We start from the raw sequence: 23526 nt of genomic DNA on the forward strand, positions 1-23526 counted from the left end.
TTCTCTTTCTTTACGATACCAACTTCGGCTGACCGCCAACGGTATAGTCCGAATGCTGCATGTTATAAGGAATACCTAAACCCTCAAAACACGCCCCCACTGCCGAAGCACGCTGCTTAAAGCAGCTCTCTATTTGTGTTGTAGTTGCACCCGCAAAACTTGGCAGTACAGAAATTACTGTTGCCCCTATATTATTGGTGGTAACAGGCACATTACTTTGCCCAAGACTCGTCCCTTTCGGTGCACCACCAAATGGTGTAGACGTTGTAGCATTTTTAGTTAAATACACTTGTGACAGCACCGCAGAACGCCCCATTGCAAATTGATTGGCTTTACAAAAGCCATCCACACCAATCTTGGTTGTTGAACCATCAGCTGTAATCGCGCTAGCTTGAGATAATTTAAAAAAAGAATTTTCCGATGCGCGATAACAAAATACCAATTCATCATTGGCATTTGCTGAGGAATTGAAATAAGCGAACATCCCATCGAGTGCCAATTGCCTTGCCACTAGATCAGGATCCTCAATATTAAATAAAGCAGAGTCAGAATTACCCATCAATAGAGCATTGACCTGACTATTTGTTGCAATTTTTAATCCTAAAATTCCAGATTTCACAGCGATTGTGCCCAGCAATGTCACAAGCACCAAAATAATCAAAACCGTAATAAGCGTTGCACCTTGTTGTTGTTTCATTACGATGCTCCCAATGTATTTCGAATCGCTACAACCTGATTCACCGCCTGACGTAAATATCGTTTATTGACTGCCGCATCACCTGAAAGCGTGACATTATTTGTACCAGCAACATCAAATGTCGTTTGGGTATTTAAATTTGCTTCTGAACCAATTGTTCCTGTCGAACGAGATAAAATACCAACTTCCATTGAAATCACTTGCAGATAATTTTTTGCACAAGTATCTTCAACAATTGGGGTCGCACATGCAGCACGAATAGTATTCATTGCAGTAATGTACTCATTGATGGTCATATAACGGAGTTGACCAGAAGAATTTTTCACACCTAAGCGTATTTTAAATGCATCTACGCGCTGCATCATTTGCTGCGCGCGAGTATTTAAACCTGCAATTGTTGTATCACCAGCTGCATAATAACCAGCATCACAATATAAAGAGTATGCTGTAGGCTCACCTGTCACTTGTTGTGGGCTTTCTGCCACATAATAACGTTGTACAATTGTTTTAGATGAGGCAGCAGAAATAGTTTCCCCTTCACAATTCACAATACTGTTAATTGCTGGTACATATTGAATAGTTAAACGGTCACTTTTACCTGTAGTATTATCTGTATCTTTATTTTGTAAACTGACCAATTCGGTTTCTAAATCCGTGATTGTTTGTAATGCTGCAGGCAAATTTTCCTTTTTAAAAACAATCCCTGAACCAGTGGTAATATTATTCACTCTCTGTGAGGAAACAGTATTTAAATTGGTATGACGTAGATCATGTGCAACCAAAGACAAACCAAAATTGGCATTTTGTTGTAATTCACTCATGCCTGATTGCAATCCCAAAGAACGCGAACTACTTAAAAACACAGCCAAACCCGCCGCAACAATAAGCAGACCTAAGGTTAAAGCCACCATTAATTCAATCAGAGTAAAGCCCGAGGTATAATGCTTATGAACCATAGTTATATACCTCCATAATGATACATTTGGCATTTGGGACATAAGCAGTGCCATTGGTACAGTTTGGACTGCCCGTACCATTTGTTGCCGTTGTACCCTCCCAGGCAACATAGATGCATTTACGAACCAGAGTAGAACCTTGGCAATTTAGGACATTTATACTCATGCCCAAATTACTTGCTCGGCTTTCCACTTGAGCATAATCATATTGAGCCATTTCATTTGCAGTACAGAATGCACTTGCACAAGTAGTTGGCGGCGTAGTGACTTTTTTATATTCTGCCAACCCACCCCGATTTACCCGCATTCTTTCTGCCAAATCCCTAGTAATATTAGAAGCTTGTACGTTCATCCCAGCCTCTGCACTAGCTCCCATAGCCCTTATTTGTAATGCTACAAAACCCAACACAGCAATGCTTAAAAGCACCAGTGCAACCAGCACCTCTACAAGCCCAACCCCTTTTTGAGTATTTCTCATTTGTAATAATTCCCTTTTTCTCAGGTTGGGCAACTTGTTGCCACTTTGTTATAAACTACTGTTCCACCTTTTTGCACATAGACATACGCTTTCAAAGCTGCATCACTATTATGTTTAAATACAAAACACTGGCCGTTGGTTGTTATTTGGGACTGCCCTAAACGATTAAAAGTAACGCTAGCATCACCACTTTCTTTCGTCACATGATTTGGTATCCATTTTTTATAGAATGTTAAAACACTATTATCCACAGCCAAAACCCGTTCACTCTGCTTAAAAATCGCTTCAGACCTTGTTTCTGCCAACAAATCTACAAAATCACGCGTATCACTTATCAGTTGGTTTTTTCGAATCGTTTGAGTAAAAGAAGGAACAGCCATCGTTGCAATAATTGCGAGTATGGCTATCGTTATCATTAGTTCAATTAAAGTGAATCCTTTATTTTTATTCATACTTTCCCCAAGGCAATAAAAATTCACCCTAGTAAAATAATATCGGACCAACTTACAAAACTGACACAAATAAAGATAAAAGGCATAAAAAAGCAGATGACTGTTACATGCCAATCATCTGCTTATTTTTAAAAGAGAAATGGATTGTTATCTATTTCGCACTTTAAACTTGGGTTACGGGAATACGTAACTCTTTCGGCAAACTAAAAGTAATATTTTCTTCACGTCCCGAAAGTTCTTCCGGCGCTTTGGCACCCCAGTCCTGTAAACGTTGAATCACCTGTTTGATTAAAATCTCGGGCGCTGATGCACCTGCGGTTACGCCAATTTTGGTCTTTTCATTAAACCAGGCTTGCGCAAGCTGATCTGCATTATCAACTAAATAGGCATGTTTCCCCATACGCTCCGCCAGCTCGCGCAACCGGTTTGAATTGGATGAATTAGGCGAACCCACCACCAAAACCACATCACATTGCGTTGCCAAGTCACGTACCGCATCTTGACGGTTTTGAGTGGCATAGCAGATATCATCCTTACGCGGCCCCTGAATGTGAGGGAATTTGCTACGCAAGGCATCAATGACTTTCGCCGTGTCATCAATGGACAAGGTAGTCTGAGTCACAAAAGCCACTTTTTCAGGATGCTGTACCACTAAAGCCGCAACATCTTGTTCATCTTCCACCAAATAAATGTGACCGCCATTTTTCTTGTCATATTGCCCCATGGTGCCTTCAACCTCGGGATGACCTTCATGCCCAATCAAGATAGCTTCCGTTCCTTCACGCGCATATTTAGTCACTTCAATATGCACCTTGGTCACCAGCGGACAAGTGGCATCAAACACCTTTAAACCACGGCGTTCCGCTTCCTGTTGTACCGCTTTCGATACACCATGGGCACTAAAGATCACGATATTGTCATCTGGAACTTCATCCAGTTCATCGACAAAAATTGCACCGCGCTGACGCAAATCATCCACAACAAACTTGTTATGTACGACCTCATGACGCACATAAATAGGTGGATTAAAGCATTCTAGTGCCCGATTGACGATCGCAATTGCTCGGTCGACACCTGCACAAAAACCACGTGGATTGGCCAATACAATTTCCATAAGACCCTCAATGTTCACTTGAATTTAGACTGAATAACTTGAAATAAATGCAAACAACCTGCGAACAGCTATTTAGTTTGACGGTAGTCTGCTCTAAAATAGAGAAGATATTTTATCATATCAGGAAAAATATCATGTCGGGTCTCTTGTTTGTCGTTTCTGCTGCATCTGGAACAGGCAAAACATCTCTCGTTAAAGCCCTACTTGAGCGTGTGAATAATTTGCACGTTTCTGTCTCTCACACCACGCGTGGCCAACGTCCTGGCGAGCTCGACGGTGTGCATTATCACTTTTCAAAAAAAGAAGATTTTCTTGCCCTAGTTGAGCAAGGCGGTTTTATTGAATATGCAGAAGTGTTTGGCAATTATTACGGTACTGCTCAAGCAACCGTAAAACAACAGCTTGCCAAGGGTCATGACGTTCTACTTGAAATTGACTGGCAAGGTGCAGAGCAAGTTCGCAAACTTTTTCCTGAATCACGTCAAATCTTTATTCTTCCACCCAGCCAGTTCGATTTGCGCCAACGCCTGTCCAATCGTGGTACCGACTCAGTTGAGGTGATTGAACGTCGCTTAGGCTGTGCAGTTGAAGACATGCAGCAATATAGTAATTTTGACTATGTCATTATTAATGATGACTTTAATAAGGCGCTGCATGATCTGGAATGCGTGATTATTGCCAATCGTCTAGTATTATCGCAGCAAGCAACCCGTCATCAGGAATTGATTGAAAAATTAATTACTCCTGTTGAACCGTGATTAAAACTTGAGTCTGCAGGCAAAGCATTTTATACTGCCCAGTCTGTTCAAATTTAATATTCAAACGAGAATTCTTATGGCACGCGTAACCGTTGAAGATTGTTTAGACCATGTAGACAACCGCTTTGAGCTTGTACTAGTGGCAAGCAAACGCGCGCGTCAATTGGCACGTCAAGGGATCGAACCTACTGTAGAATGGGATAACGATAAACCGACTGTGGTTTCTTTACGTGAAATTGCTGCCGGTCATGTATCTAAAGACATCTTGAAACAACGTGATCAAGACTATCAAGCTTCTAGCCTTGACCTAGCACTTTCTGCAAACAATCTGAATTTAGATGGCTTTTCTTTCCAATAAGAAAAAATATCTGAGAAAAAGCCTAGTTTTAACTAGGCTTTTTTTATTGCATAACTTTTATATTTGCCCAATAAACGTTATAACATAGGTATAAAGATACGTTATTTAAGAGGTATCTTTTTGCTTTTTTTTAAATGAAAAAATTGACAAGTCATGCAATATGCTTTTCATTAAAGCTCTAGCGATTTAAATTGTAGAAACTGAAGTAGTAAAGGTGTTATATGCCAGGCCCACAGGTCAGCCAAGCCAAGCAACAGCTCAAAATTATTATCGATGCGTACTTAAGTGCAAGTGATGTCGAGCGCGTGCTTGTGGCCTGCGATTATGCCGATATTGCCCATGACGGCATCACTCGTAAAAGTGGCGAACCCTATATTCTGCATCCGATTGCGGTGAGTAGCATTCTTTCGCATATGCGTCTGGATGCCGAAACCCTAATGGCCGCCCTGCTGCATGATGTCATTGAAGATACCGATTTTAACAAGGAAGACATCGCTGAAAAATTTGGGCGTACGGTTGCAGAACTGGTCGATGGCGTCACTAAACTTAGTCATTCCAGTGATAAAGAATACAATAAAGCCGCATCCTTCCGTAAAATTCTGCAAGCCACCTTACAAGATCCACGTGTCATTATTATTAAACTGGCTGACCGTTATCACAACATGACCACCTTGGATTCATTACGCCCAGATAAACGCATGCGTATTGCCCAGGAAACTTTTGATATATTTGTGCCCATGGCGCGTATTGTCGGTATGAATGAAATGGCCGACAACCTAGAGCATCTGTGTTATCAGAATCTTGATCTGGATATGTTTAATAATGTTCAAGATGCCTTATTACAAACCAAGCCTAAACGTTGTGAATATCAGAGCATCTGGGAAAAGAACCTGACTGAACTGCTGCAACAGCACCAGATTACTGGCCGCATTAAAAAGAAAAATAACAATATTGAATTACTGCGTCACTTTGTGAAAAACGACATTGATTTACAGGAGCTGACTCATAGTCATGCTTTTGAAATTATTTTACAAAGCATTGCCGATTGTGACCGTCTGGCAGAAATCCTGCGTGAAAACTTCCAGATTTTGCATTATGAAGATCATATTCGTCGCCCATTACCGGGTGGCAACCAATCGTTGATGATGCGCTTAAAAGGTGAAAAAACCACACTATCATTGACCATCCAAACCGAGTTAATGCGTAGGGCAGCCCGTTTTGGCGTGGTACTGGGTGAAAATGCGCCGCAAGCCTGCCGCTCAGCCATTCAGGCCTCTATGCAGAACCTGAATGTACTAATTGATGGTGCCTGTGCCAAAACCACCTTTAGCGACTTGTTAGATTATTTACACCAGGAAAAAATCTGGGTGTATACCCCGCATGGCAATTTGCACGAACTCCCTCAAGGTGCTACAGCAGTCGATTTTGCTTATTCAGCCAGCCTGTTTTTAGGCAATCACGCTGTCGGAGCAAAAATAAACGGAGAAACCCGTCCTCTTTCAACACCACTTATTAGTGGGCAAGTGATTGAGATTATTACCGATGTTCTGGCGACACCAAATCCAGACTGGCTGAGCTTCATTAACACCCAAAAAGCCCGCCGTGCCTTACAAAATATTTTGCGTGATCAGGACATTGAAGAACAACAATTAGTCGGCCAGCAGGCACTTAACCGTGCCCTTAAACTGTTTAATCGATCAGTAAAAGACTTAACTGAAGCAGATTGGCAGGATATCCTGCAATGGCGTCATATTGAGTCCAAAGAACAGTTATTTGAGCAGATTGCTGTGGGCGATTTGCTTCCACAACTGGTTGCCAATCATCTTTTTGCACAAGGTCAAAGTCTGGAACCACAATCATCAACCCGCCTGATTCAAGGGACGGAAGGTATTGATGTCAAATATGCGCATTGTTGCAACCCGGTACTCGGTGATCCAATCCAGGGACACCTCTCACGCCGTGGCTTAATTGTGCATCGTGCTCGCTGTCATAATCTTTTGCATGAACAGCATCAGCATCCAGAAAATATTATGCCGTTGCACTGGACTGCTGAAGATATCAATGACATTAGTTTCACCGCCTATTTAAGTATTGATATGTTGATGAATGATGAACAAATTTCTGACCTGATTTATCAGTGCCGTAAAGAAAAAACCGGTGTAGAAATGGTTCATGCTCATGAAGGGAAAACCTACGTCCACATTGTGGTGCATAACCGCAAACAAATTGCTCAAATTATTCGCGATTTACGCATGCACTTTGGTTTTCCACGCATAACCCGTTTAGCCCAGCCAATCAACATTGCCGAAGCATCTAAAGCAAGTTAATTCAATCATATGCAACTTTTTTGACTGATATACGCTATGATGTATGAAGATGATATAAGGAGAAATCAATGTCACGCCAAGTAATCCATACTGAAAATGCACCCGCAGCTATTGGTACATATTCTCAAGCGATTTTAGTTGAAAATACTCTGTACCTTTCAGGTCAAATTGGTTTAGATCCTTATAGTATGGAATTGGTGGAAGGTATTGAAGCTCAAATTCGCCGTGTATTTGATAATTTAAAGGCCGTTTGCGAAGCCGCTGGTGGTTCGTTGGCAGATATCGCCAAACTGAATATTTTCCTGACTGATCTTTCACACTTCCAATTAGTAAATCAAATTATGGGTGAATATTTTGCCCAGCCTTATCCTGCACGTGCAGCCCTAGGGGTAGCAAGCTTGCCTAAAGATGCCTTAGTGGAAATGGATGGCATCGTGATTATTAATAAATAATTTTCAATTAGTTAGAAAATTGCACAAAATACCACCGATAAGGTGGTATTTTTTTATTCAAAAACTCAATCATAATAAATGATATTTCAAATAAATTTCATTGACAAACGATAATAATTATCAATAATATTACTTATCCCATTTCACTATTTAGTGTGGCTAGTTCAAATGTACGTGTGCTTATGTCGTGGTATTACCGATCAAGATATTAAAGATGCAGTCGCAAATGGTGCAGAAAGCTATCGTGAAATTCGCGACCTACTTGATTTAGGTACCTGCTGTGGTCGTTGTGCGCCTGAAGCACGTGCCATCATTAGCGAAGAGCTTTCAGAAATTGCAGCCCGTATATCGGTAGCGGCTTAAATCCGATAATCTTAATGATAAATTTAATGGTCAGAAGATCATTTCTCCTCTCCCGCTTATGACTCTAGGCGGGTTTTTTATGCGCCCTGTCTAGCTTGCAGCCTTTTATGGTTCTTGATTGCGATTTTCATTTGCTGTTCAATAAACTACTCGCCATTGTTTTGCTTCTTGTTTAAGATAATTGACATAATAATTTTTTTGATTGCCTGACCCTGTATGAAGGCAAAAATTGTTGATGGAGAACTTACAATGAAAGGCAATCGTGACGTCATTAATCAGTTAAATCAGGTGCTTTATCACCAGTTGACTGCCATTAACCAGTATTTCCTGCACTCACGTATGTTCAATGACTGGGGAATTGAAAAGCTGGGTTCAGCAGAATACAAAGAATCGATTCAGCAAATGAAAGATGCAGATAAAATTATTGAACGTATTTTATTCTTGGAAGGCCTGCCCAACTTACAAAATTTAGGCAAGTTATACATAGGCCAGCATACCATTGAAGTACTGAATTGCGATGTACGTAAAGTCAATGAAAATATTGAAGCCCTGCAAAAAGCGGTCAGTCTGGCCGAGCAGGAAATGGATTATGTGACTCGCGATCTTGTTCAGGAAATTCTGGAAAAAGAAGAAGAATATCTGGATTGGACCACCACCCAGCTTGATTTAGTCGAAAAAGTCGGTATCGAAAACTATATTCAAAGCCAGATTTAAGTTTAAAAAGCCAGTCGATTGACTGGCTTTTTTAGTTGTTAGATTCGCTTTTTGACCGCCTTATTTTTTGGCTACGGGTTGGGCCAATGATGCGTAATCCAGATCGACTTTACGTAATTTTTTTAACAACCAGAGCTGATGTCTAGCTTCCTGCTCATAGCCATTAAAAGCCAGTATTTTGGCATATTTAAGCAGATCATAGGCAGTCGGATAATTGAGCACCATTTCCCTAATTTCTTCAAGTTGCTGTGCACTCACCTTGCTATAGGGATTCATACGAATCCAGTCTATACGCCGGTTAAACTCTTCCAGCAAGTAAATCTGATCTTGATTGGTAATTTTTTGCGGTGTTTTTTCATAACGTAACGTTTGATTGAGCTTAGGGACCATCACCGAATAATCTCGCACGATCAGAATCAATAGCAAGAAAGATAGACCATAAGTCACCCGCATATAATTGGGTGAAAGGGTCAGGACTTTAGTATCAACCTGTTGCGACTGAATCAAGCCAACGATAAAACCTACCGGGAGCAGAAAATACGCATAGTACTGAGGGAATTCCAGCATTGAATGAATCAGTACTGCGCCAACCATCAAAATCCCGATTACCGATTCTACCGAATTGACCCGTTTATTCAGCTGATAGCCCCAATAGCCAAAGTAGGCCAGAAAAGGAAGTCCGATAATAAGGCCGTTCCACAGGATAAAATCGAGAATAAAATTATGTGCGCTACGAATCCAGACCGGTCCCTGAAAATGATCACTGACCAAGGTATAAGCCACACTGGTCTGATTCCAACCATAACCCAACCATGGATGGTCAGCAATCGCATGCAGCATCTGTTGCCAAATGGCTAAGCGCGACATATCTCCTGTGGCACGTTGTACCACATCACGGCTTTGAACAATGTGTGCATCTATGGCTTGAGCAAGAAGTTGGCTCAATATCGGGGCTACAATAATGAATCCGACAAATAAAAGAAACCAGCCAGTTGACCAATACCATTTAAGGCGAATAAAGCCACGATATTGTTGATAAGCCAGATAGGCTAAAATGCATAGGCAGACCACCCAGGAAGTACGTGACTGACTTAAGGCCACGCCTATGAGTATAGGTAAAGCGCAAACGACCAACCATTTGGTTTGAATTTTTTTCTTTTCATAAAGATACAAACATGCCATTAATGACATAAGTAGAAAAGTGGCCATATTGTTGGGTTGGGCAAAGTTTGCATATGGACGTGTATTGCCCTGTATGTTGATCATACCGGGCAAATGAGCATCTAAATTGGTCCATTGGCAAATAGCAATAATACCCGTCGCTGTTCCAGCCATGAGAAACACATAGCTAAGTCCGGTAAAAATGCTTTCACGGTCTGTTTTTTCACTTGATAAGTTATAGCCAACCACCGTGCTCAGCCAAAAACCAAGGACAAATAACGTACAGATAAAGGCTTTATCAAAGAAAAACAGTTCCCCTGCCCCATATTGAACCAGCGGGATAGCCGCAAGACATAATAGCGGCAGACTAATCACAGGTAATTTAATTTTGTCTTTTAAATAAATGGCAGCGAGTACAAACAGAGATAAAAAGGCAAAAAGTTCACCGGTATAGGTAACCCAAGGCCTATAATGGATAGGCAGGAGCCAAGCCAGTGAGATAAAGACACTGGCTAAGAGGAGCAGAAGGAATTTCATAACAACATGCACAAAAGTGAGCTTCTCATATGATAAAGAAAAATAACTATAAAAAAAAAGAATATAAATATTATTCAAATAGAAAAATTTTGGTTATTTAAATATAATAGAAAATAATTTTATTTTTCATATGAATATGAATAAGAAAAAAATTTTAATTGTAACTCGTAACCTGCCTCCACTCATTGGAGGGATGGAACGCCTTAACTGGCATATAGCAGATGAGTTAAGCCATGAAAATGAAATTTTATTATTAAGCCATAAGGACGCTCAAAATACAGCACCTCAAAATTGTAATTTCTACGGCGTTAGACTCAATCCTTTACCCTTATTCTTAATTACTGCATTTATTAAAACATTTCTAATTTGTATTTTCAAAAAACCAGATATTCTTTTTGCTGGCAGTGGCTTAACAGCGCCAATTGTGGTTTTCTGGGCAAAATTTTTTCGTAAAAAAAGTATTGTTTATATTCATGGTTTAGATATTGCAACGAATCACTCTATTTATAATTTGTTATGGGTTCCTTTCATTCGAAATGCAGACCAAGTAATTGTAAATAGCACCCCCACTCAAGAAATTTGTGAAAGAAAAAGCATCTCAAAAAATAAAATTAATATTATTCATCCAGGTGTCACATTTCCACCATTAGATCGAGATGAGTTAATTATTAAAGAATTAAAACAAACCTATCAATTAGAAAATTCAAAAATTCTGTTGTCAGTTGGGCGTTTAACAAAAAGAAAGGCTCTCAAAGAATTCGTAAATTTATCTTTACCTGAAATTATCAATAAAGTTCCAAATACCAAATTAGTCATTATTGGTGATACACCGTCTCAAGCATTAAATAAAAATCTACAAAGTAAAGAAGAAATTCTGCGAATAGCAGCCCAACATAATATTGAAAAGCATCTTATTTTTATTGGAAACATCTCAAATGAGATGATTCTTTCATCTTGGTTTTATCTAGCCGATTTGCATGTATTTCCTGTAAAGCATATTCTTGATGATCCCGAAGGATTTGGTATGGTTGCAATAGAAGCAGCTTCTCATGGTACACCTACCGTTGCCTTTGCTACAGGGGGAATCATAGATGCTGTTAAATCAAATGTATCTGGCTATCTTATTGAACCAGAAAACTACAAACAATTAACAACACAAACAATTGAATTACTCAGACACCTAAAGAAAATTAAGACTGAGAAATGTAAATCTTTTGCAGAAAGGTTTGCATGGCACCAATTATTGAATAAGTTTAACAATATAATAAATTACATGGAGAAGAATAAATGACTAAGCCCGCCATATGGTTTCCGATAATTAAAGCAAATACAGGTGTGGATCGTTTTACACTAAGTTTAGCTGATGCATTACATCGGCATGGTATACGTACTGAAATTACCTGGCTACCACATTATGCTGAATATCTACCTTATTTAATTTCTAAGATTAGGCCTCCTGAATGGGCAAATATTATTCATATTAATTCATGGCTCCACTATCGTTTTTATGCACATTTTGGTTTACCTGTAGTCGTTACTTGTCATGGTTGCGTACATGACCCAGCTTTAGTCCCTTATAAAACCTTAGCACAAAAAATATATCATCATTTATGGATAAAGCCATTAGAAAAATACGCTTTTCATCATGCCCATACAATTACTGCCGTCAGTCAATATACAGCCGAAATTACTTGTAAGAATTTTAATTCACCTTATATAATTACAATTCCTAATTGGCTTCCTAATGCAGCCTTTAATTACCCTAAACACAGAAAAAAACCTCACCACCCATTTAAATTATTATTCTTAGGTAGACTAAGCACACGTAAAGGTGCAGATTTATTACCACTAATCATGAAAGCTTTAGGAAATAATTTTGAATTATATTATACAGTTCATCCACGAGATAAAATCAATCGAAATGACTATCCTAATAATATGAAAGCATTAGGCTGGTCATCTAATCCAGAACAAATTAAAACATGGATTGATGAAGCAGATACTTTACTTTTTCCTAGTCGTATGGAAGGAATGCCTTTGGCTGTACTTGAAAGTATGGCTAGGGGATTACCAATAATATGTAGTGATAGCTCATCTTTACCTGAGATTGTAATATCAGGAGTTAATGGTATTATCTGTCAAACAAATAATATTGATGAATATATTAAAGCTATTTTAATTTTATATAAAGATACTGAAAAATGGATTTCATTTTCAAAAAATGCATATCATTATATGCATATGCATTACACAGAAAAGCAAATCATTGAAAAATATATTAATCTTTACATATCTATTATCTTATAAATTTATGCTTAACTAGTAGGTATTGAGAATAGCTATAGCTCAAAAAATCAACAATAAAAAAACTAACCACACCATACTTATATAAATTTAGGAACATTTTGTCCCCTCGATTAACAATTATACTTTTTTCATAATTCCCTATTAATAGCTTATCAATTTCAATCTTACAAAAAGCTCTATGTGCAGCAAGCGCCCCCCCCATTCTATATGAAATTGCAATATACACGCGAAGCATATGTACTAATGGAATAATAAATAAAATATCTTTTGTAGCTGCATTTCTTAGACTCTCAATAACATATTTCAAACTTAATATATTTTTTTCAAGTACTCTAATATTAATATCATTTGTTATACTTTCTTTTCTATCTCTATAAGCATATAATAGCTTATTAGAAAAATAAATAGATTGAGAATTTTTAAACACAAAAGGAAGAACAGCTACATCTTCAAAATTGTAACCGACGGGGAATTTTAAAGAGTTAAAAAGTTTTTTCTTATAAACCCTTACCCATAAATACCATGCATTATCATTAAATATTCTCTTCAATATATCATTATTGATGACACACAACTCACATTCTTGTATTGAAAATTTTCCACTTATATTTTCTAAAAAACTATTAAAAAACCTACAATAATTGAATTGAATAATATCTGTACGATATAATTCTATCAAGGATAAAATCTCAGAAAAATATTCAGGCATTAAGATATCATCAGGATCCAAGAAAGCTAGATATTCTCCTTTAGATTTTTCTACACCTAAATTCCTTGCTGAACTTACCCCTTTATTAACTTGTTCATAAACTCTAAATTTCTTTCTTATATCTATAGATTGTTTATCTAATACCTTATCAACTATTTCCATTGATCTATCAGGTGTACCGTCATTAACTAAAATTACTTCTACATTGGTAGGGAGCTGGGTAATGATACTTTCAAGGCATTCTGTTATGTATTTTTCTACTTTATATATCGGAACGATTAGACTTAGCAACATATTACAGACTCACATCATATCAAGTTCAAAAGAACTTTTTCGTGGAAACTTTTCCAAAAGAGCTGTTGTTAACTTCATCTTTAACGTAACAAAATCATCCACACTTTCATGATCATTGATACATATCTCACAAGCATCTTCTCTTAAGAGCATTTCAACAATTTCATCAATATTATGTGAATTTATATTATAACAACGCCCTCGGCGACTCTTATTAACTGGATAAAAATTTCCCTCAACAAGATTCCAATAACGAAATAAATATGTATTAACTTCTCCTTCACTCCTGAAACGATGAGAAGACATATCTGTTAAAAACAACATTTCTTTATTCCAAATTTTATCAAAGGTACTCCTCAACATTGGTGCTGATACATGATAATCATGAAATGCAGAGAAATAACCATATGGAAACTGAAACAGGTTTTTTAAATTATCCATTAATCCATAATGAATATTAAAAATTTTTGAAAAATGTCTATACATCACTTCTTTTTTATTAAAGTATTCATTAATAATATTAACACAACGGTGTCTCACTATTGCCCATGAATGTTTATTCCCTATTTGGAACAAAGACTCCATCAATAGCTGATCACAAGGCACACCTCTTTTAAAAAAATAATCAGGAGAAATATCTTTATTGACAAATACATCATCATTAAAATATACAAAATTCTCACTTAAATTATTAATTTTATTTAAATAAATCCCTATCACCTGTGAATTGAACGTAGGTAAAAAATCTCTTGGAATAATATCCTCATGCTTTACTAAATTTAATTTAGGATGATTAATATTTAACCATACTGGATAATGACCGCTGGTTACAAGATGAACCTTACGCACCCAAGGACAATATTTTTCAACAGACCTAAACCAAAAGTGAAAATTATCCCAATCTCTGAACCTAGAAATATTAACCGCATGAGGGCTTATATTTTTATATTGGCCTTTATAAAAACGATAATGCTCCTGCCACTCAGGATCATTACCATCCACCCAAGTCACAACAAAATCTATATCAGACATTTGATAATCCCTTACCTAATTAAGTTGAAATCTATAAACCAATCGCATCCCGCCACTGCACTCTCCCGATGTGTAATAATCACGATGGTCATTTTACCGTTTAAACGCCGAATGGCTTCATTAACGGCCTGTTCAGTTTCAGTATCTAACGCACTGGTCGCTTCATCCATAAATAAAACCTGTGGTTTTTTATATAAAGCACGTGCAATTCCAATACGTTGACGTTGCCCCCCAGATAGCATCACTCCACGCTCACCCACCAAGGTATCATATCCTAAAGGTAGTTGATTTTTAATAAAATCATGTATCTGTGCTTGTTTAGCAACAAATTCCACCTGTTTAAAATCAATCTGTGCTGACGGCACACCAAAGGCAATATTTTCCGCAATGGTTTTATCCACCAAATAAATACTTTGCGGTACATACCCGACCAAGTCTCGCCACGCCATGATGTTATGTTCGGTCAATGCAACTCCATCAATCAATATCTGCCCCTGCTGGGGTTGTAAAAGCCCGAGCATCATATCCATTAGGGTACTTTTTCCACTGCCACTTTTACCCACGATACCTAGACTGCTATTCTTAGGAATGCTCAGATTCATGTCTTTTAATACAAGTTGATCTAGCCGATTTGGGTAGGCAAAACCAATATTGTTTAGACAAATCGAATGTTCAAAACTTAACTTTTGTAAATTTGATTTTAAAGGTATTGCATGCTTATGTTCTTCTAAGGCAAATTCAGGTTGCAGGATTGCCAATACTTGCTGAGAAAATTTAATTTGCGAAATTGAACGGTAAATATTTTGCGCTGCAGGCAACATACGGTAAGCAGCAAAACCGTATAAGCCCAATACAGGCAAAATATGCGAAACATCTTTCCCCGACACCACCAAAATCATGGCTAAACCAATTAAACAACCATAGCCAACGGTTTCAATAATATTCAGCGGTACTTGCCCTAATGTATCACGAGTGGCAATGTGCCGCGCAAACACAAGTGACGATTGCTCAAATTGTTCAATATAGCCATGTTTAGCATTATTAATCATCACATCTTTGATACCTGCCAATGCCTCTTGGCAGGTTTGATAACGCTCTTTATTTGCTTGAGTAAATTCTTGCCCAATTTGAGTCAGTTTTTTGCGCACTAACATATAAATAGTGATATAAAATACGCAAAGTACAAATGCTGTTGCCACTGCCATAAGCGGGTCATACAGTAGAAGAATTCCAACCATTGACAATAACACTATTCCATATGACATAAGCGTTAAAGCTGGTAAAATCATAGCCCAAATAAGTTGATCGACTTCAGATAAAATGTTTTTGACTAAGGTTGCACTATTTCGCTGAATAAAAAATTCATAGTTTTGCTGTAAATAAATTTTAAGTAAGCGAGTAGAAAAATAATGACGTTGTAAACTTGCAAAACGATTGACCGCATACTGGGTCACAATTTTAAATACTGTTGAAAATATAACAATAGTTAAAGAGAGAAAGCCTAAATAGAGTATAAAGTTTTGTTTATTTAAGGCTCCTGTAAAACCATATAGTAGTTTTAAATAGTGATTCGACTCTACGACTTCTGGGTTCGATAACACTGCCAAAAAAGGCATAATTGAAATGACTCCCGCTGATTCAATAAAAGCCATACCTATCACTAAAATTAAGACATAGATAACTTTGCGTTTATCAAGTGGCGAAAGAATTTGCCAAAGTTGTTTCAAACTACTAAACACGATTATATTTACTTCTCTTTATACATCAACGCTGTAATTTGTTCTGAAATTAAGCCCATAAGAAAAATCATAATACCGCCTGTATAAAGTAAAGCACTCATATTAGTAAAACGATGAAACTCATAAAGGGTATAACCATACCAGCCTGTCCCCATTAAAAACAGCACCACAGCAATCGGTAAAAACATCTTTAAAGGTGAGAATAACGTAGCTATCTTAAATATGATTAAAAAGAATCGCACTCCGTCTTTTAAAGGTTGAATATGACTTTTACCAATACGTTTAGCTGCGTGAATGGGAACATAGGTTACCGAATAGCCTGCACGGAAAAATGCCATAGTACTGGTGGTTGGATATGAAAACCCATTCGGCAGTAAATATAAAAATTCTCTGAATTTATTCGCACGTACTGCACGAAAGCCTGATGTTAAGTCTTCCACTTTTTGCTCAGTCATATAAGTCGCAAGGTTGTTATAGAGTGTATTAGCAATTCCACGACCAACACTCGCTTGAGAGCCTTTTTGCCTAGCGCCTACAACTAAATCATAACCTTGGTTTATTTTTTCCAGTAATCGAGGAATGTCTTGCGGGTCATGCTGTCCATCAGCATCCATAAATACAATAAGGTCACCTGTCGCATTTCTTGCCCCAGTCTTAATTGCTGCACCATTCCCTTTGGAATAAGGATGAGTAATCACTTTTGCACCAGCTTGTTCTGCTACAATTGAAGTTTTGTCGGTAGACCCATCATTCACAACAATAATTTCATCAACTATATTCAGTTGCTTAATTTTTTTAATTGTTTGTTCAATTGCTGCAGATTCATTTTTAGCAGGCAACACCACACTAACTTTCATGATGCCACCTTACTTAATTCAGCATTTAAATCTATTAACATATCACGTCTTGTTTGTTTTATAGTTTCGTCATAATAAGTGTTTGACTTTTTTAAAGTACTTTCAGGTTGCTTATCATAAACCACTTCAGTTTCATCTAATAATTTTAATGCTTGTGGCAAATAACCCGCATTACCCATTACAACAACCATATTCAAACCATATTCAACATCTGCAGATAATGCAAGGGACTGACTATAATATTGATATGCAACATCAGGTTTATTTTGCAAAGTCAAAATTCGTCCTTGCAAAAAAAGAGCATAACTCTTGAAGTCTTTTATTCTCAAATAAGATGGATTGTCTGACATAGCATTTAGTATATCTAACAAAGCATCACCATACTTTGCAATGATCGGTGGCTTATCTAATGTATAAAATACTAACTCTCGAATTGCAATCGCAGCTTGAGTATCTGCACGGTGTAAACTGACCTGCTGTTTTGTCCGTATAAAATCTTGCTGGCTTACAGAACCATCTTTAATTTTTTGCAATAATAATTGTAGCGACAATAAACCACTTTCAGGTCGCCTTTTTAATGCTAGTTCCACAATCTCATTTGCTTGTTGATAGTGTCCACCTCTTGCTAACACCTCTGCAATAATACTTTGTGCACGTGGAGAATTCGGACTATTTTGTGCCCAATAGAGCATTAATTTGTTTTCATCCGACCATAATGAAGCGCGCTGCCAGGTCATTGCAGATAAAAAAACAAGTATTAATAAACTTACAAATATCACTACACTTGGCTTAATAATTTCAGATAAAGCATATAATCCTGCTGCTAGAGGTAAAAATAAAAATATTGCTGCTATATAATTACGATGTTCAAAATATAACTCCAAGCCAATTACTGTAGATTCCATGAGATGAGCAGCAAAGAAAAATAAAATGGCCAGTGCAAGCAGGGGATATTTTTTTCGGAGCAAAAAACTCCCAATAAATAAGAGCAATAAGAATAAAATCGAAAATAGTGTACTTGGTGGAGTAAGCCAACCTTTAGATACTAAAAAACCATCCTGAAAAAAACCATAACCTTCTATACGTGGAATAAATAGTTGAGCCAGATAATCTACAATAATCCGCCCCTCGGTCAATAATCTCTCTATTTGATTAAAATTACGACTTGGCCATGGATCTGGTGAGAAATCAATATAATGTAAAAGCACAACAGCTATAGCCATCGAAGGCAACCATAGACAGATAGCTCGCCATTGCCATAGTGGCTTATTATTTGTATTGGGGTTACAGAACTCAACAACTAAAACAAGCAGTGGCAATAATGCTCCATTCTCTTTACTAAAAGTCGCCAATATCGTGCCTAATCCTATTGAAACTGTCATCAATACATATGCAAAATAAGGTTTTGTGACTATTAAAGCGCGCCCTTTGAAATATCCAATCAAAGCCAATAAAGTAAATAGTAATGGTAATTGTGCCATCCGTTGAATCACATAAAGTGTCGTAGATAACATAAATGGATGTAATAGCCAAAAACTTGCAGTTAACAAGGCAATCCATTTTATTTTTTGTTCTTTTATTTCTCCATAAGCGCGTAATAACAGACATGTTACCCAATATAACAATACACCACAAAGTAGATGAATGATGAGATTGACCACTTTAAACGGCAAGGCATTACCTGTAAACCAATCCTCAGCTTGAGGGACAAAAGTAATCAACGATACTGGTCGACCAGTCGGGCCTGCGATCCCATTCATTACAAATTTTTGTACATCTGCCCATTGGCTCATATCACCATATTTAGATATTTCACTTAAGTTACTTAGATCGTCAAAAAGAAAGTCCCCTTTTAATCCAGGGAAATAGACTAAAACCACCAATACCAAAATAAAAAATAGACAAATTTCTGGTAATGATTGTTTCTTATACATTTAAACTTCCTTTTTTTCTTTAGTCGAACAAATAACATCATAAAAACTAATATAAAAAAAGCGACTTAAAGTCGCTTTTTTAAGAACATTACAACTTATGGAAGCAATGCTTTAGGAACATATTTAGTATCAATGTCAGTAGTAGTATTTGCAGGTGCTGTTGCAGGTGCAATAATAGAACCGTTAGACTGAACTAATAGACCTAGCTTTTTACCAGCAATTTTGGCTGAAATACCATTATGGTAAGTTACTTGTACAGAACATTGTGGTGTTGCACCAGCAGCAATCGTTGCATCAATAACCGCTACAGTTGCATATTTCCCACCCATTGTAGAATTACCACATTTACTGTTTTGTAAATTATCAGTAATTTCTGTTTTTAAACCATCAGCTAAAGATGGGCCTTCAGATGCTTGAGAACGAGCAATATAATCCTGATAAGCAGGAATCGCGATAGCAGCCAAAATACCGATAATCGCTACAACGATCATTAATTCAATAAGAGTAAAACCCTTTTGCATAGATTTCATAACATTCTCCACAAATGTTTTTTGTTTATTTATAAGCTTTGTAAAGCTAATTTAGCTTAATTTATAGTTAGCACTAACTGTGCCAAGATTGATTATAATAAAATTAATAAAAAAAACAGCACTTTAAAAAAATAAAATTGTTACAACGTAGTTTTAATGTTTTTTTTGGTAAAAAAGTGACATTTTATGTCACTAATCCACCTCTTTTTCTAGTCAATAATGATAGGAGCATTCGTCAATTCATTATCTTGCTCTTTAATCGATTGAGCATAAAAGTGGTTGAGCACTTCACCAATGTTCATCACGCCTGACACCACAGCTTCCTTAAACTGCTGGTCAACCAATTGCGTAATCATATTTTGGCAAATTTCATCCCAAATCATTTGCTGCGTGGCTGTTTTTATTCCCCGATCAATCACAATTTCAACTTTTCTTTCACATAAATTGATGTAGAGAAGCACACCGCTATTATATTCAGTATCCCATACCCCAAGTTCTGCAAACAGCTGACGCGCACGCATGCGGGTATTTTGAAAATAGGCCTGATTTACGGGCAGATGACCTTCAATGACTACCTGAATTTCCCCGACATGACCATGCTCAGCCTCAGTCACTACCTGCGCAATCGCAGCTTGATCGTGTTTGGAAAAATAGCGTTGTGTTGCAGGCATATATAAAAAATGCTTTAACCAACGCTTAAAACTGGGCTGACTTACTTCTGCTGTCTTAGGTTGTGTGACAATTTCTGTTGTATCTGTTGTTGTTACCATGATCCTGATGCCCCTCCTCCACCAAAGCCGCCACCGCCGCCACTAAATCCGCCACCACCACCAAAGCCGCCACCACGTCCACCACCGCGACCGGCAGATGAAAGTACAAGTTGAAAAATGGTTTGCGCAATTGCAGTAATGAGTAAGAAAAAAATCCCGCCGCCGATTAATAAACTGGTGACTAATCCGGCTCCATTCACTAAACCTGCTACAGTTCCCGCAACAGCTGCTGTAGCAGCACTTAGAGGTTTGCCTACAATAAATGAACCAATAATCCCTGCAATTAAAATAAATAAGGCTGTACTAAAGGTTTTCTCTTTGGCCTGTTGTTCATGCAAGGCTTTTTCTTGCCGGTCTTTCAGTTCCTGTGCTGCATTTGCTGCAACTTCAGGATCCATATTTAAAATACGTTCAATTTCAGCCAAACCGGCATCAATGCCTTGCACATATTGAGCCTGTTTAAAATAAGGTGTGATTTGATTACGAATGATTCGGCTAACAATAATATCCGGCAACACACCTTCCAGACCATATCCGGTTAAGATCTGGATACGCCGGTCATTTACCGCAATCGCCATCAACAAACCATTATCCTGTTTTGCAGATCCAAGTTGCCATTTTTCAGCCACCCGCATAGCAAAATCAAAAACATCTTCCTGCCCTGTCGTCGGAACGATCACCACACCAATTTGGGCTTTGCCCTGTGCATGCAAGTTTAGAATGCGCTGGCTTAGTGCCTGCTTTTCACCAGCACTAAGCAAATTGGCCTGATCCACAATCGGTTCATTTAAAGTCGGCAGTCCACGGATAGATTCACCTTCCGCCATATCATTGGCAACTTGCGGCTGCCTTGCTTCTGACTGCACCGATGGTTTTTGCTGAGTTTGATTTGCTTGTTGTTGCTCTTGAATCACTTTCCCGACGATAACCGCTTCTTCACTGTCACTGGCTGTGTCCACTTCACTCAAAGCAAATGAACTGGACAACATTGCAAAGCACAAGATCAGCACGTGTAAAATTATCGTGAACGTATTTTTATGTTCTGAAGAAAGCATAAGCGCATCCTTTTCTATTCAGGCACCTTACTCATGACCTACTAGTTAAATGTAACCTTAGGTGCGCTTTGTGCACCCTGTTCTGCACTGAAATTCGGTTTTGGATTCATTCCGATGACTTTGGCCGTCATCACTTGCGGGAACTGACGTACATATGAATTGTAGTCCTGCACAGTGCTGATATAACGATTACGGGCAACTGCAATGCGGTTTTCAGTCCCTTCGAGTTGTACCTGTAAATCACGAAACTGCTCATTGGCTTTTAAGTCCGGATAGTTTTCTGAAACCGCAATTAAGCGTGACAATGCACTGGTCATCTGGGCCTGAGCCTGCTGATATTTTTGGAATAAAGCAGGATCTTCCAGCACTTGTTTATCCACTTTTAGACCTGCAACATTGGCACGCGCCTGAGTCACTTCAGTCAATACCTGCTCTTCATGTTTGGCATAGCCTTTCACCACATTCACCAGATTAGGCACCAAATCTGCACGGCGTTGATACTGGTTTTGTACTTCTGCCCAAGAAGCTGAAACCGCCTCATCCTTCACCTGTAAAGTGTTATAACCACAGCCGCTTAAGGTCAGCGTGCTCGCAAGCACGACTGTCGCTGCAGTTTTTTTCATAAAATTCATTGCGCTATTCCTCTATTATTTATTTGTATTTGTTTAAATATTTTTATTGTAAACATATTTAGCCACAGTTTTGTTTAATTTATTTATTCAAGATGAAGTTCATTTTTTTCAAGAAAATAAAAAGCCCGATCATCAATCGAGCTTAATCCAGCAAATTTTCAATCAGCTATAGGCAACTGTTGATAGCTCCTTTTGAAATTCCGGATGGAGATATTCGGTCGCCAGTCGCTGCTTCCAATCCTTGACGATCTCGCTATAGTCAATTTCAGAAGGATGAAAATCAGCTTTAAAATAAGATAAATACTCAGGCAATAACTGGACAAACATTTTCCCGATTAAATAAATTCCCAGAAGATTACCCGCCACTTTAGGTAAACTTTTTTTCTTATCTTGCCAAAATAACCGAGTGGCCGAATAGAAGGTCAAGCTGGCAAAACCTGTGGTCACACTACGCATAATCATACGCCGCACTTTATCATCCCCATACACATACTGATAAACATCAAAGGCGACAGCACGATGTTCAATTTCCTCAATGGCATGCCAGACCCAGAGTTTGATGGTATCTTCATCCAGGCTTGCCAAGATTTCAGGATGTCGCAGAATATATCCGCCCAGCAAAGCGGTAAAATGCTCAAAGGCACAGGTAATCGCCAGCTGAATTTTAGGATGCAGTCCTTTTATATAGCTGTCTTTACGTGCCAGCCAAGCCTGAAATCGGTCAAGATGATAATCATCACGGCGCCAAGCAGCATTAAACTCGGCATGGGCTTTGGAATGCATGGCTTCCTGTCCAATAAAGGCTGCAATTTGAGCCTGCAATTTTTCATCTTTTACCTGATCACGAACATTACGCACGCTATGCACGAAAAACTGTTCTCCTATAGGAAATGTAGAAGATAGCGCGGTCAGCAAATGTGACATGATAGGGGAATTGGCGAAATAATGCCTGCGAATGGCTTGCGGATTAAATTGTGGTTTACGCACTGTAATCCCGATAGCCTTTGGACGATTTTGATATGATTTTTCTGTCGTCACTTGAGTCATGTCGTTAATCCTAAAAATTTGATCGGATAATAACCTTAGTATGAACAGCAATTTTTCTGACAGATATGGCGAAAGCGCTTGTTGAATTAGCGAAAAGGTTCATTTTTTATTTAGCCCAACCATTTAAGAAGTTCCCTCTCCATGTGGGAGATGAGCAGCGCTGCTGCGCAAGGATGAGGGAAAATTTATATTTAAATCCTCCCCAACCCTCCTTTGATAAAGGAGGGAGTTATATAGGCAATAAAAAACCCGC

General features: G+C 38.1%; 24 protein-coding genes. 8 read left to right on the forward strand and 16 right to left on the reverse strand.

All coding sequences use genetic code 11. The features are described 5' to 3' along the window. Positions 1–10: 10 nt before the first annotated feature. The 5 genes from B9T29_RS03155 to ispH all read right to left on the reverse strand — a co-directional run bounded on the left by B9T29_RS03155 (position 11) and on the right by ispH (position 3697). Positions 11–697, reverse strand: coding sequence for a pilus assembly protein PilX (locus tag B9T29_RS03155; protein WP_086174525.1), 687 nt, complete (start codon positions 695–697; stop codon positions 11–13). Then, complete coding sequence (locus B9T29_RS03160) at positions 697–1653, reverse strand: PilW family protein (RefSeq protein WP_086174526.1); 957 nt, start codon at positions 1651–1653, stop codon at positions 697–699. Before B9T29_RS03160 ends, B9T29_RS03155 begins: the two co-directional genes overlap by 1 nt. Continuing rightward, complete coding sequence (gene pilV / locus B9T29_RS03165) at positions 1643–2131, reverse strand: type IV pilus modification protein PilV (RefSeq protein WP_086174527.1); 489 nt, start codon at positions 2129–2131, stop codon at positions 1643–1645. Before pilV ends, B9T29_RS03160 begins: the two co-directional genes overlap by 11 nt. Positions 2132–2151: 20 nt before the next feature. Further along, positions 2152–2583: a pilus assembly FimT family protein gene (locus B9T29_RS03170; RefSeq protein ID WP_086174528.1), complete on the reverse strand. Its 432-nt coding sequence runs from the start codon at positions 2581–2583 to the stop codon at positions 2152–2154. Positions 2584–2746: 163 nt separating this feature from the next. Then, positions 2747–3697 (reverse strand): 4-hydroxy-3-methylbut-2-enyl diphosphate reductase, encoded by a 951-nt coding sequence (ispH, locus tag B9T29_RS03175; RefSeq protein ID WP_086174529.1) that lies wholly within the window; start codon positions 3695–3697, stop codon positions 2747–2749. Between the two features lie 134 nt (positions 3698–3831). On the opposite strand from ispH, the gene gmk reads away from it, so the two are divergent. The 6 genes from gmk (at position 3832) to bfr (ending at position 8669) form a co-directional block, all read left to right on the forward strand. Beyond that, positions 3832–4455 (forward strand): guanylate kinase, encoded by a 624-nt coding sequence (gmk, locus tag B9T29_RS03180; protein ID WP_086174530.1) that lies wholly within the window; start codon positions 3832–3834, stop codon positions 4453–4455. A gap of 76 nt (positions 4456–4531) precedes the next feature. Beyond that, positions 4532–4813, forward strand: a complete 282-nt coding sequence (rpoZ, locus tag B9T29_RS03185; protein ID WP_086174531.1) for a DNA-directed RNA polymerase subunit omega — start codon at positions 4532–4534, stop codon at positions 4811–4813. Positions 4814–5034: 221 nt separating this feature from the next. Beyond that, positions 5035–7140: a RelA/SpoT family protein gene (locus B9T29_RS03190; protein WP_086174532.1), complete on the forward strand. Its 2106-nt coding sequence runs from the start codon at positions 5035–5037 to the stop codon at positions 7138–7140. Positions 7141–7208: 68 nt separating this feature from the next. Further along, positions 7209–7592, forward strand: a complete 384-nt coding sequence (locus B9T29_RS03195) for a RidA family protein (protein ID WP_086174533.1) — start codon at positions 7209–7211, stop codon at positions 7590–7592. Positions 7593–7760: 168 nt separating this feature from the next. After that, positions 7761–7955, forward strand: coding sequence for a bacterioferritin-associated ferredoxin (locus B9T29_RS03200; protein WP_086174534.1), 195 nt, complete (start codon positions 7761–7763; stop codon positions 7953–7955). 249 nt (positions 7956–8204) lie between these two features. Further along, a complete protein-coding gene (gene bfr / locus B9T29_RS03205; RefSeq protein ID WP_086174535.1) occupies positions 8205–8669 on the forward strand; it encodes a heteropolymeric bacterioferritin subunit Bfr in 465 nt (154 codons plus the stop codon). Positions 8670–8729: 60 nt separating this feature from the next. On the opposite strand, the gene B9T29_RS03210 is transcribed toward bfr, so the two are convergent. Next, positions 8730–10367 carry a PglL family O-oligosaccharyltransferase gene (locus tag B9T29_RS03210; protein WP_086174536.1) on the reverse strand — a complete coding sequence of 546 codons (1638 nt, stop codon included), beginning with the start codon at positions 10365–10367 and terminating at the stop codon, positions 8730–8732. Between the two features lie 136 nt (positions 10368–10503). Here B9T29_RS03210 and B9T29_RS03215 point away from each other — a divergent pair, with 136 nt between their 5' ends. Together B9T29_RS03215 and B9T29_RS03220 are read left to right on the forward strand one after the other, a co-directional pair. Next, a complete protein-coding gene (locus B9T29_RS03215) occupies positions 10504–11658 on the forward strand; it encodes a glycosyltransferase family 4 protein (protein ID WP_228146549.1) in 1155 nt (384 codons plus the stop codon). Beyond that, positions 11655–12674 carry a glycosyltransferase family 4 protein gene (locus B9T29_RS03220; protein ID WP_086174538.1) on the forward strand — a complete coding sequence of 340 codons (1020 nt, stop codon included), beginning with the start codon at positions 11655–11657 and terminating at the stop codon, positions 12672–12674. The genes B9T29_RS03215 and B9T29_RS03220 overlap by 4 nt, the downstream gene beginning before the upstream one ends. Here the strand turns inward: B9T29_RS03220 and B9T29_RS03225 are convergent. The 10 genes from B9T29_RS03225 to B9T29_RS03270 all read right to left on the reverse strand — a co-directional run bounded on the left by B9T29_RS03225 (position 12664) and on the right by B9T29_RS03270 (position 23273). Next, on the reverse strand, positions 12664–13677 hold the full coding sequence (locus B9T29_RS03225; protein ID WP_086174539.1) for a glycosyltransferase family 2 protein: 1014 nt from the start codon (positions 13675–13677) through the stop codon (positions 12664–12666). The genes B9T29_RS03220 and B9T29_RS03225 overlap by 11 nt on opposite strands. A gap of 9 nt (positions 13678–13686) precedes the next feature. Next, positions 13687–14709 (reverse strand): stealth family protein, encoded by a 1023-nt coding sequence (locus tag B9T29_RS03230; RefSeq protein WP_086174540.1) that lies wholly within the window; start codon positions 14707–14709, stop codon positions 13687–13689. Positions 14710–14720: 11 nt separating this feature from the next. After that, a complete protein-coding gene (locus B9T29_RS03235) occupies positions 14721–16448 on the reverse strand; it encodes an ABC transporter ATP-binding protein (protein ID WP_086174541.1) in 1728 nt (575 codons plus the stop codon). An 8-nt stretch (positions 16449–16456) separates the two neighbouring features. Beyond that, a complete protein-coding gene (locus B9T29_RS03240) occupies positions 16457–17305 on the reverse strand; it encodes a glycosyltransferase family 2 protein (protein ID WP_086174542.1) in 849 nt (282 codons plus the stop codon). Beyond that, complete coding sequence (locus B9T29_RS03245) at positions 17302–19239, reverse strand: hypothetical protein (RefSeq protein WP_086174543.1); 1938 nt, start codon at positions 19237–19239, stop codon at positions 17302–17304. The genes B9T29_RS03240 and B9T29_RS03245 overlap by 4 nt, the downstream gene beginning before the upstream one ends. 95 nt (positions 19240–19334) lie before the next feature. Continuing rightward, positions 19335–19760 (reverse strand): pilin, encoded by a 426-nt coding sequence (locus B9T29_RS03250; RefSeq protein ID WP_416202475.1) that lies wholly within the window; start codon positions 19758–19760, stop codon positions 19335–19337. A 218-nt stretch (positions 19761–19978) separates the two neighbouring features. Further along, positions 19979–20539: a TPM domain-containing protein gene (locus B9T29_RS03255; protein WP_086174545.1), complete on the reverse strand. Its 561-nt coding sequence runs from the start codon at positions 20537–20539 to the stop codon at positions 19979–19981. Further along, the gene (locus tag B9T29_RS03260) at positions 20533–21594 is read right to left on the reverse strand and encodes a TPM domain-containing protein (protein WP_086174546.1); all 1062 of its coding nucleotides are present in this window, start codon (positions 21592–21594) and stop codon (positions 20533–20535) included. Before B9T29_RS03260 ends, B9T29_RS03255 begins: the two co-directional genes overlap by 7 nt. A gap of 41 nt (positions 21595–21635) precedes the next feature. After that, on the reverse strand, positions 21636–22226 hold the full coding sequence (locus tag B9T29_RS03265; RefSeq protein ID WP_086174547.1) for a LemA family protein: 591 nt from the start codon (positions 22224–22226) through the stop codon (positions 21636–21638). 162 nt (positions 22227–22388) lie between these two features. Next, the gene (locus B9T29_RS03270; RefSeq protein ID WP_086174548.1) at positions 22389–23273 is read right to left on the reverse strand and encodes a metal-dependent hydrolase; all 885 of its coding nucleotides are present in this window, start codon (positions 23271–23273) and stop codon (positions 22389–22391) included. Between the last annotated feature and the right edge of the window lie 253 nt (positions 23274–23526).

It is taken from the genome of Acinetobacter sp. ANC 3903 (genome assembly GCF_002135315.1).
Lineage (GTDB): Bacteria > Pseudomonadota > Gammaproteobacteria > Pseudomonadales > Moraxellaceae > Acinetobacter.

Bases quoted from the DNA above. Each gene is read 5' to 3' on its own strand.
- B9T29_RS03250 (WP_416202475.1), bottom strand. From the start codon at position 19,760: ATGCAAAAGGGTTTTACTCTTATTGAATTAATGATCGTTGTAGCGATT.
- bfr (WP_086174535.1), top strand. From the start codon at position 8,205: ATGAAAGGCAATCGTGACGTCATTAATCAGTTAAATCAGGTGCTTTAT.
- B9T29_RS03160 (WP_086174526.1), bottom strand. From the start codon at position 1,653: ATGGTTCATAAGCATTATACCTCGGGCTTTACTCTGATTGAATTAATG.
- pilV (WP_086174527.1), bottom strand. From the start codon at position 2,131: ATGAGAAATACTCAAAAAGGGGTTGGGCTTGTAGAGGTGCTGGTTGCA.
- ispH (WP_086174529.1), bottom strand. From the start codon at position 3,697: ATGGAAATTGTATTGGCCAATCCACGTGGTTTTTGTGCAGGTGTCGAC.
- B9T29_RS03270 (WP_086174548.1), bottom strand. From the start codon at position 23,273: ATGACTCAAGTGACGACAGAAAAATCATATCAAAATCGTCCAAAGGCT.
- gmk (WP_086174530.1), top strand. From the start codon at position 3,832: ATGTCGGGTCTCTTGTTTGTCGTTTCTGCTGCATCTGGAACAGGCAAA.
- B9T29_RS03220 (WP_086174538.1), top strand. From the start codon at position 11,655: ATGACTAAGCCCGCCATATGGTTTCCGATAATTAAAGCAAATACAGGT.
- B9T29_RS03195 (WP_086174533.1), top strand. From the start codon at position 7,209: ATGTCACGCCAAGTAATCCATACTGAAAATGCACCCGCAGCTATTGGT.
- B9T29_RS03240 (WP_086174542.1), bottom strand. From the start codon at position 17,305: ATGAAAGTTAGTGTGGTGTTGCCTGCTAAAAATGAATCTGCAGCAATT.
- B9T29_RS03190 (WP_086174532.1), top strand. From the start codon at position 5,035: ATGCCAGGCCCACAGGTCAGCCAAGCCAAGCAACAGCTCAAAATTATT.
- B9T29_RS03170 (WP_086174528.1), bottom strand. From the start codon at position 2,583: ATGAATAAAAATAAAGGATTCACTTTAATTGAACTAATGATAACGATA.
- B9T29_RS03210 (WP_086174536.1), bottom strand. From the start codon at position 10,367: ATGAAATTCCTTCTGCTCCTCTTAGCCAGTGTCTTTATCTCACTGGCT.
- B9T29_RS03230 (WP_086174540.1), bottom strand. From the start codon at position 14,709: ATGTCTGATATAGATTTTGTTGTGACTTGGGTGGATGGTAATGATCCT.
- B9T29_RS03155 (WP_086174525.1), bottom strand. From the start codon at position 697: ATGAAACAACAACAAGGTGCAACGCTTATTACGGTTTTGATTATTTTG.
- B9T29_RS03200 (WP_086174534.1), top strand. From the start codon at position 7,761: ATGTACGTGTGCTTATGTCGTGGTATTACCGATCAAGATATTAAAGAT.
- rpoZ (WP_086174531.1), top strand. From the start codon at position 4,532: ATGGCACGCGTAACCGTTGAAGATTGTTTAGACCATGTAGACAACCGC.
- B9T29_RS03260 (WP_086174546.1), bottom strand. From the start codon at position 21,594: ATGCTTTCTTCAGAACATAAAAATACGTTCACGATAATTTTACACGTG.
- B9T29_RS03245 (WP_086174543.1), bottom strand. From the start codon at position 19,239: ATGTATAAGAAACAATCATTACCAGAAATTTGTCTATTTTTTATTTTG.
- B9T29_RS03255 (WP_086174545.1), bottom strand. From the start codon at position 20,539: ATGGTAACAACAACAGATACAACAGAAATTGTCACACAACCTAAGACA.
- B9T29_RS03215 (WP_228146549.1), top strand. From the start codon at position 10,504: ATGAATAAGAAAAAAATTTTAATTGTAACTCGTAACCTGCCTCCACTC.
- B9T29_RS03265 (WP_086174547.1), bottom strand. From the start codon at position 22,226: ATGAATTTTATGAAAAAAACTGCAGCGACAGTCGTGCTTGCGAGCACG.
- B9T29_RS03225 (WP_086174539.1), bottom strand. From the start codon at position 13,677: ATGTTGCTAAGTCTAATCGTTCCGATATATAAAGTAGAAAAATACATA.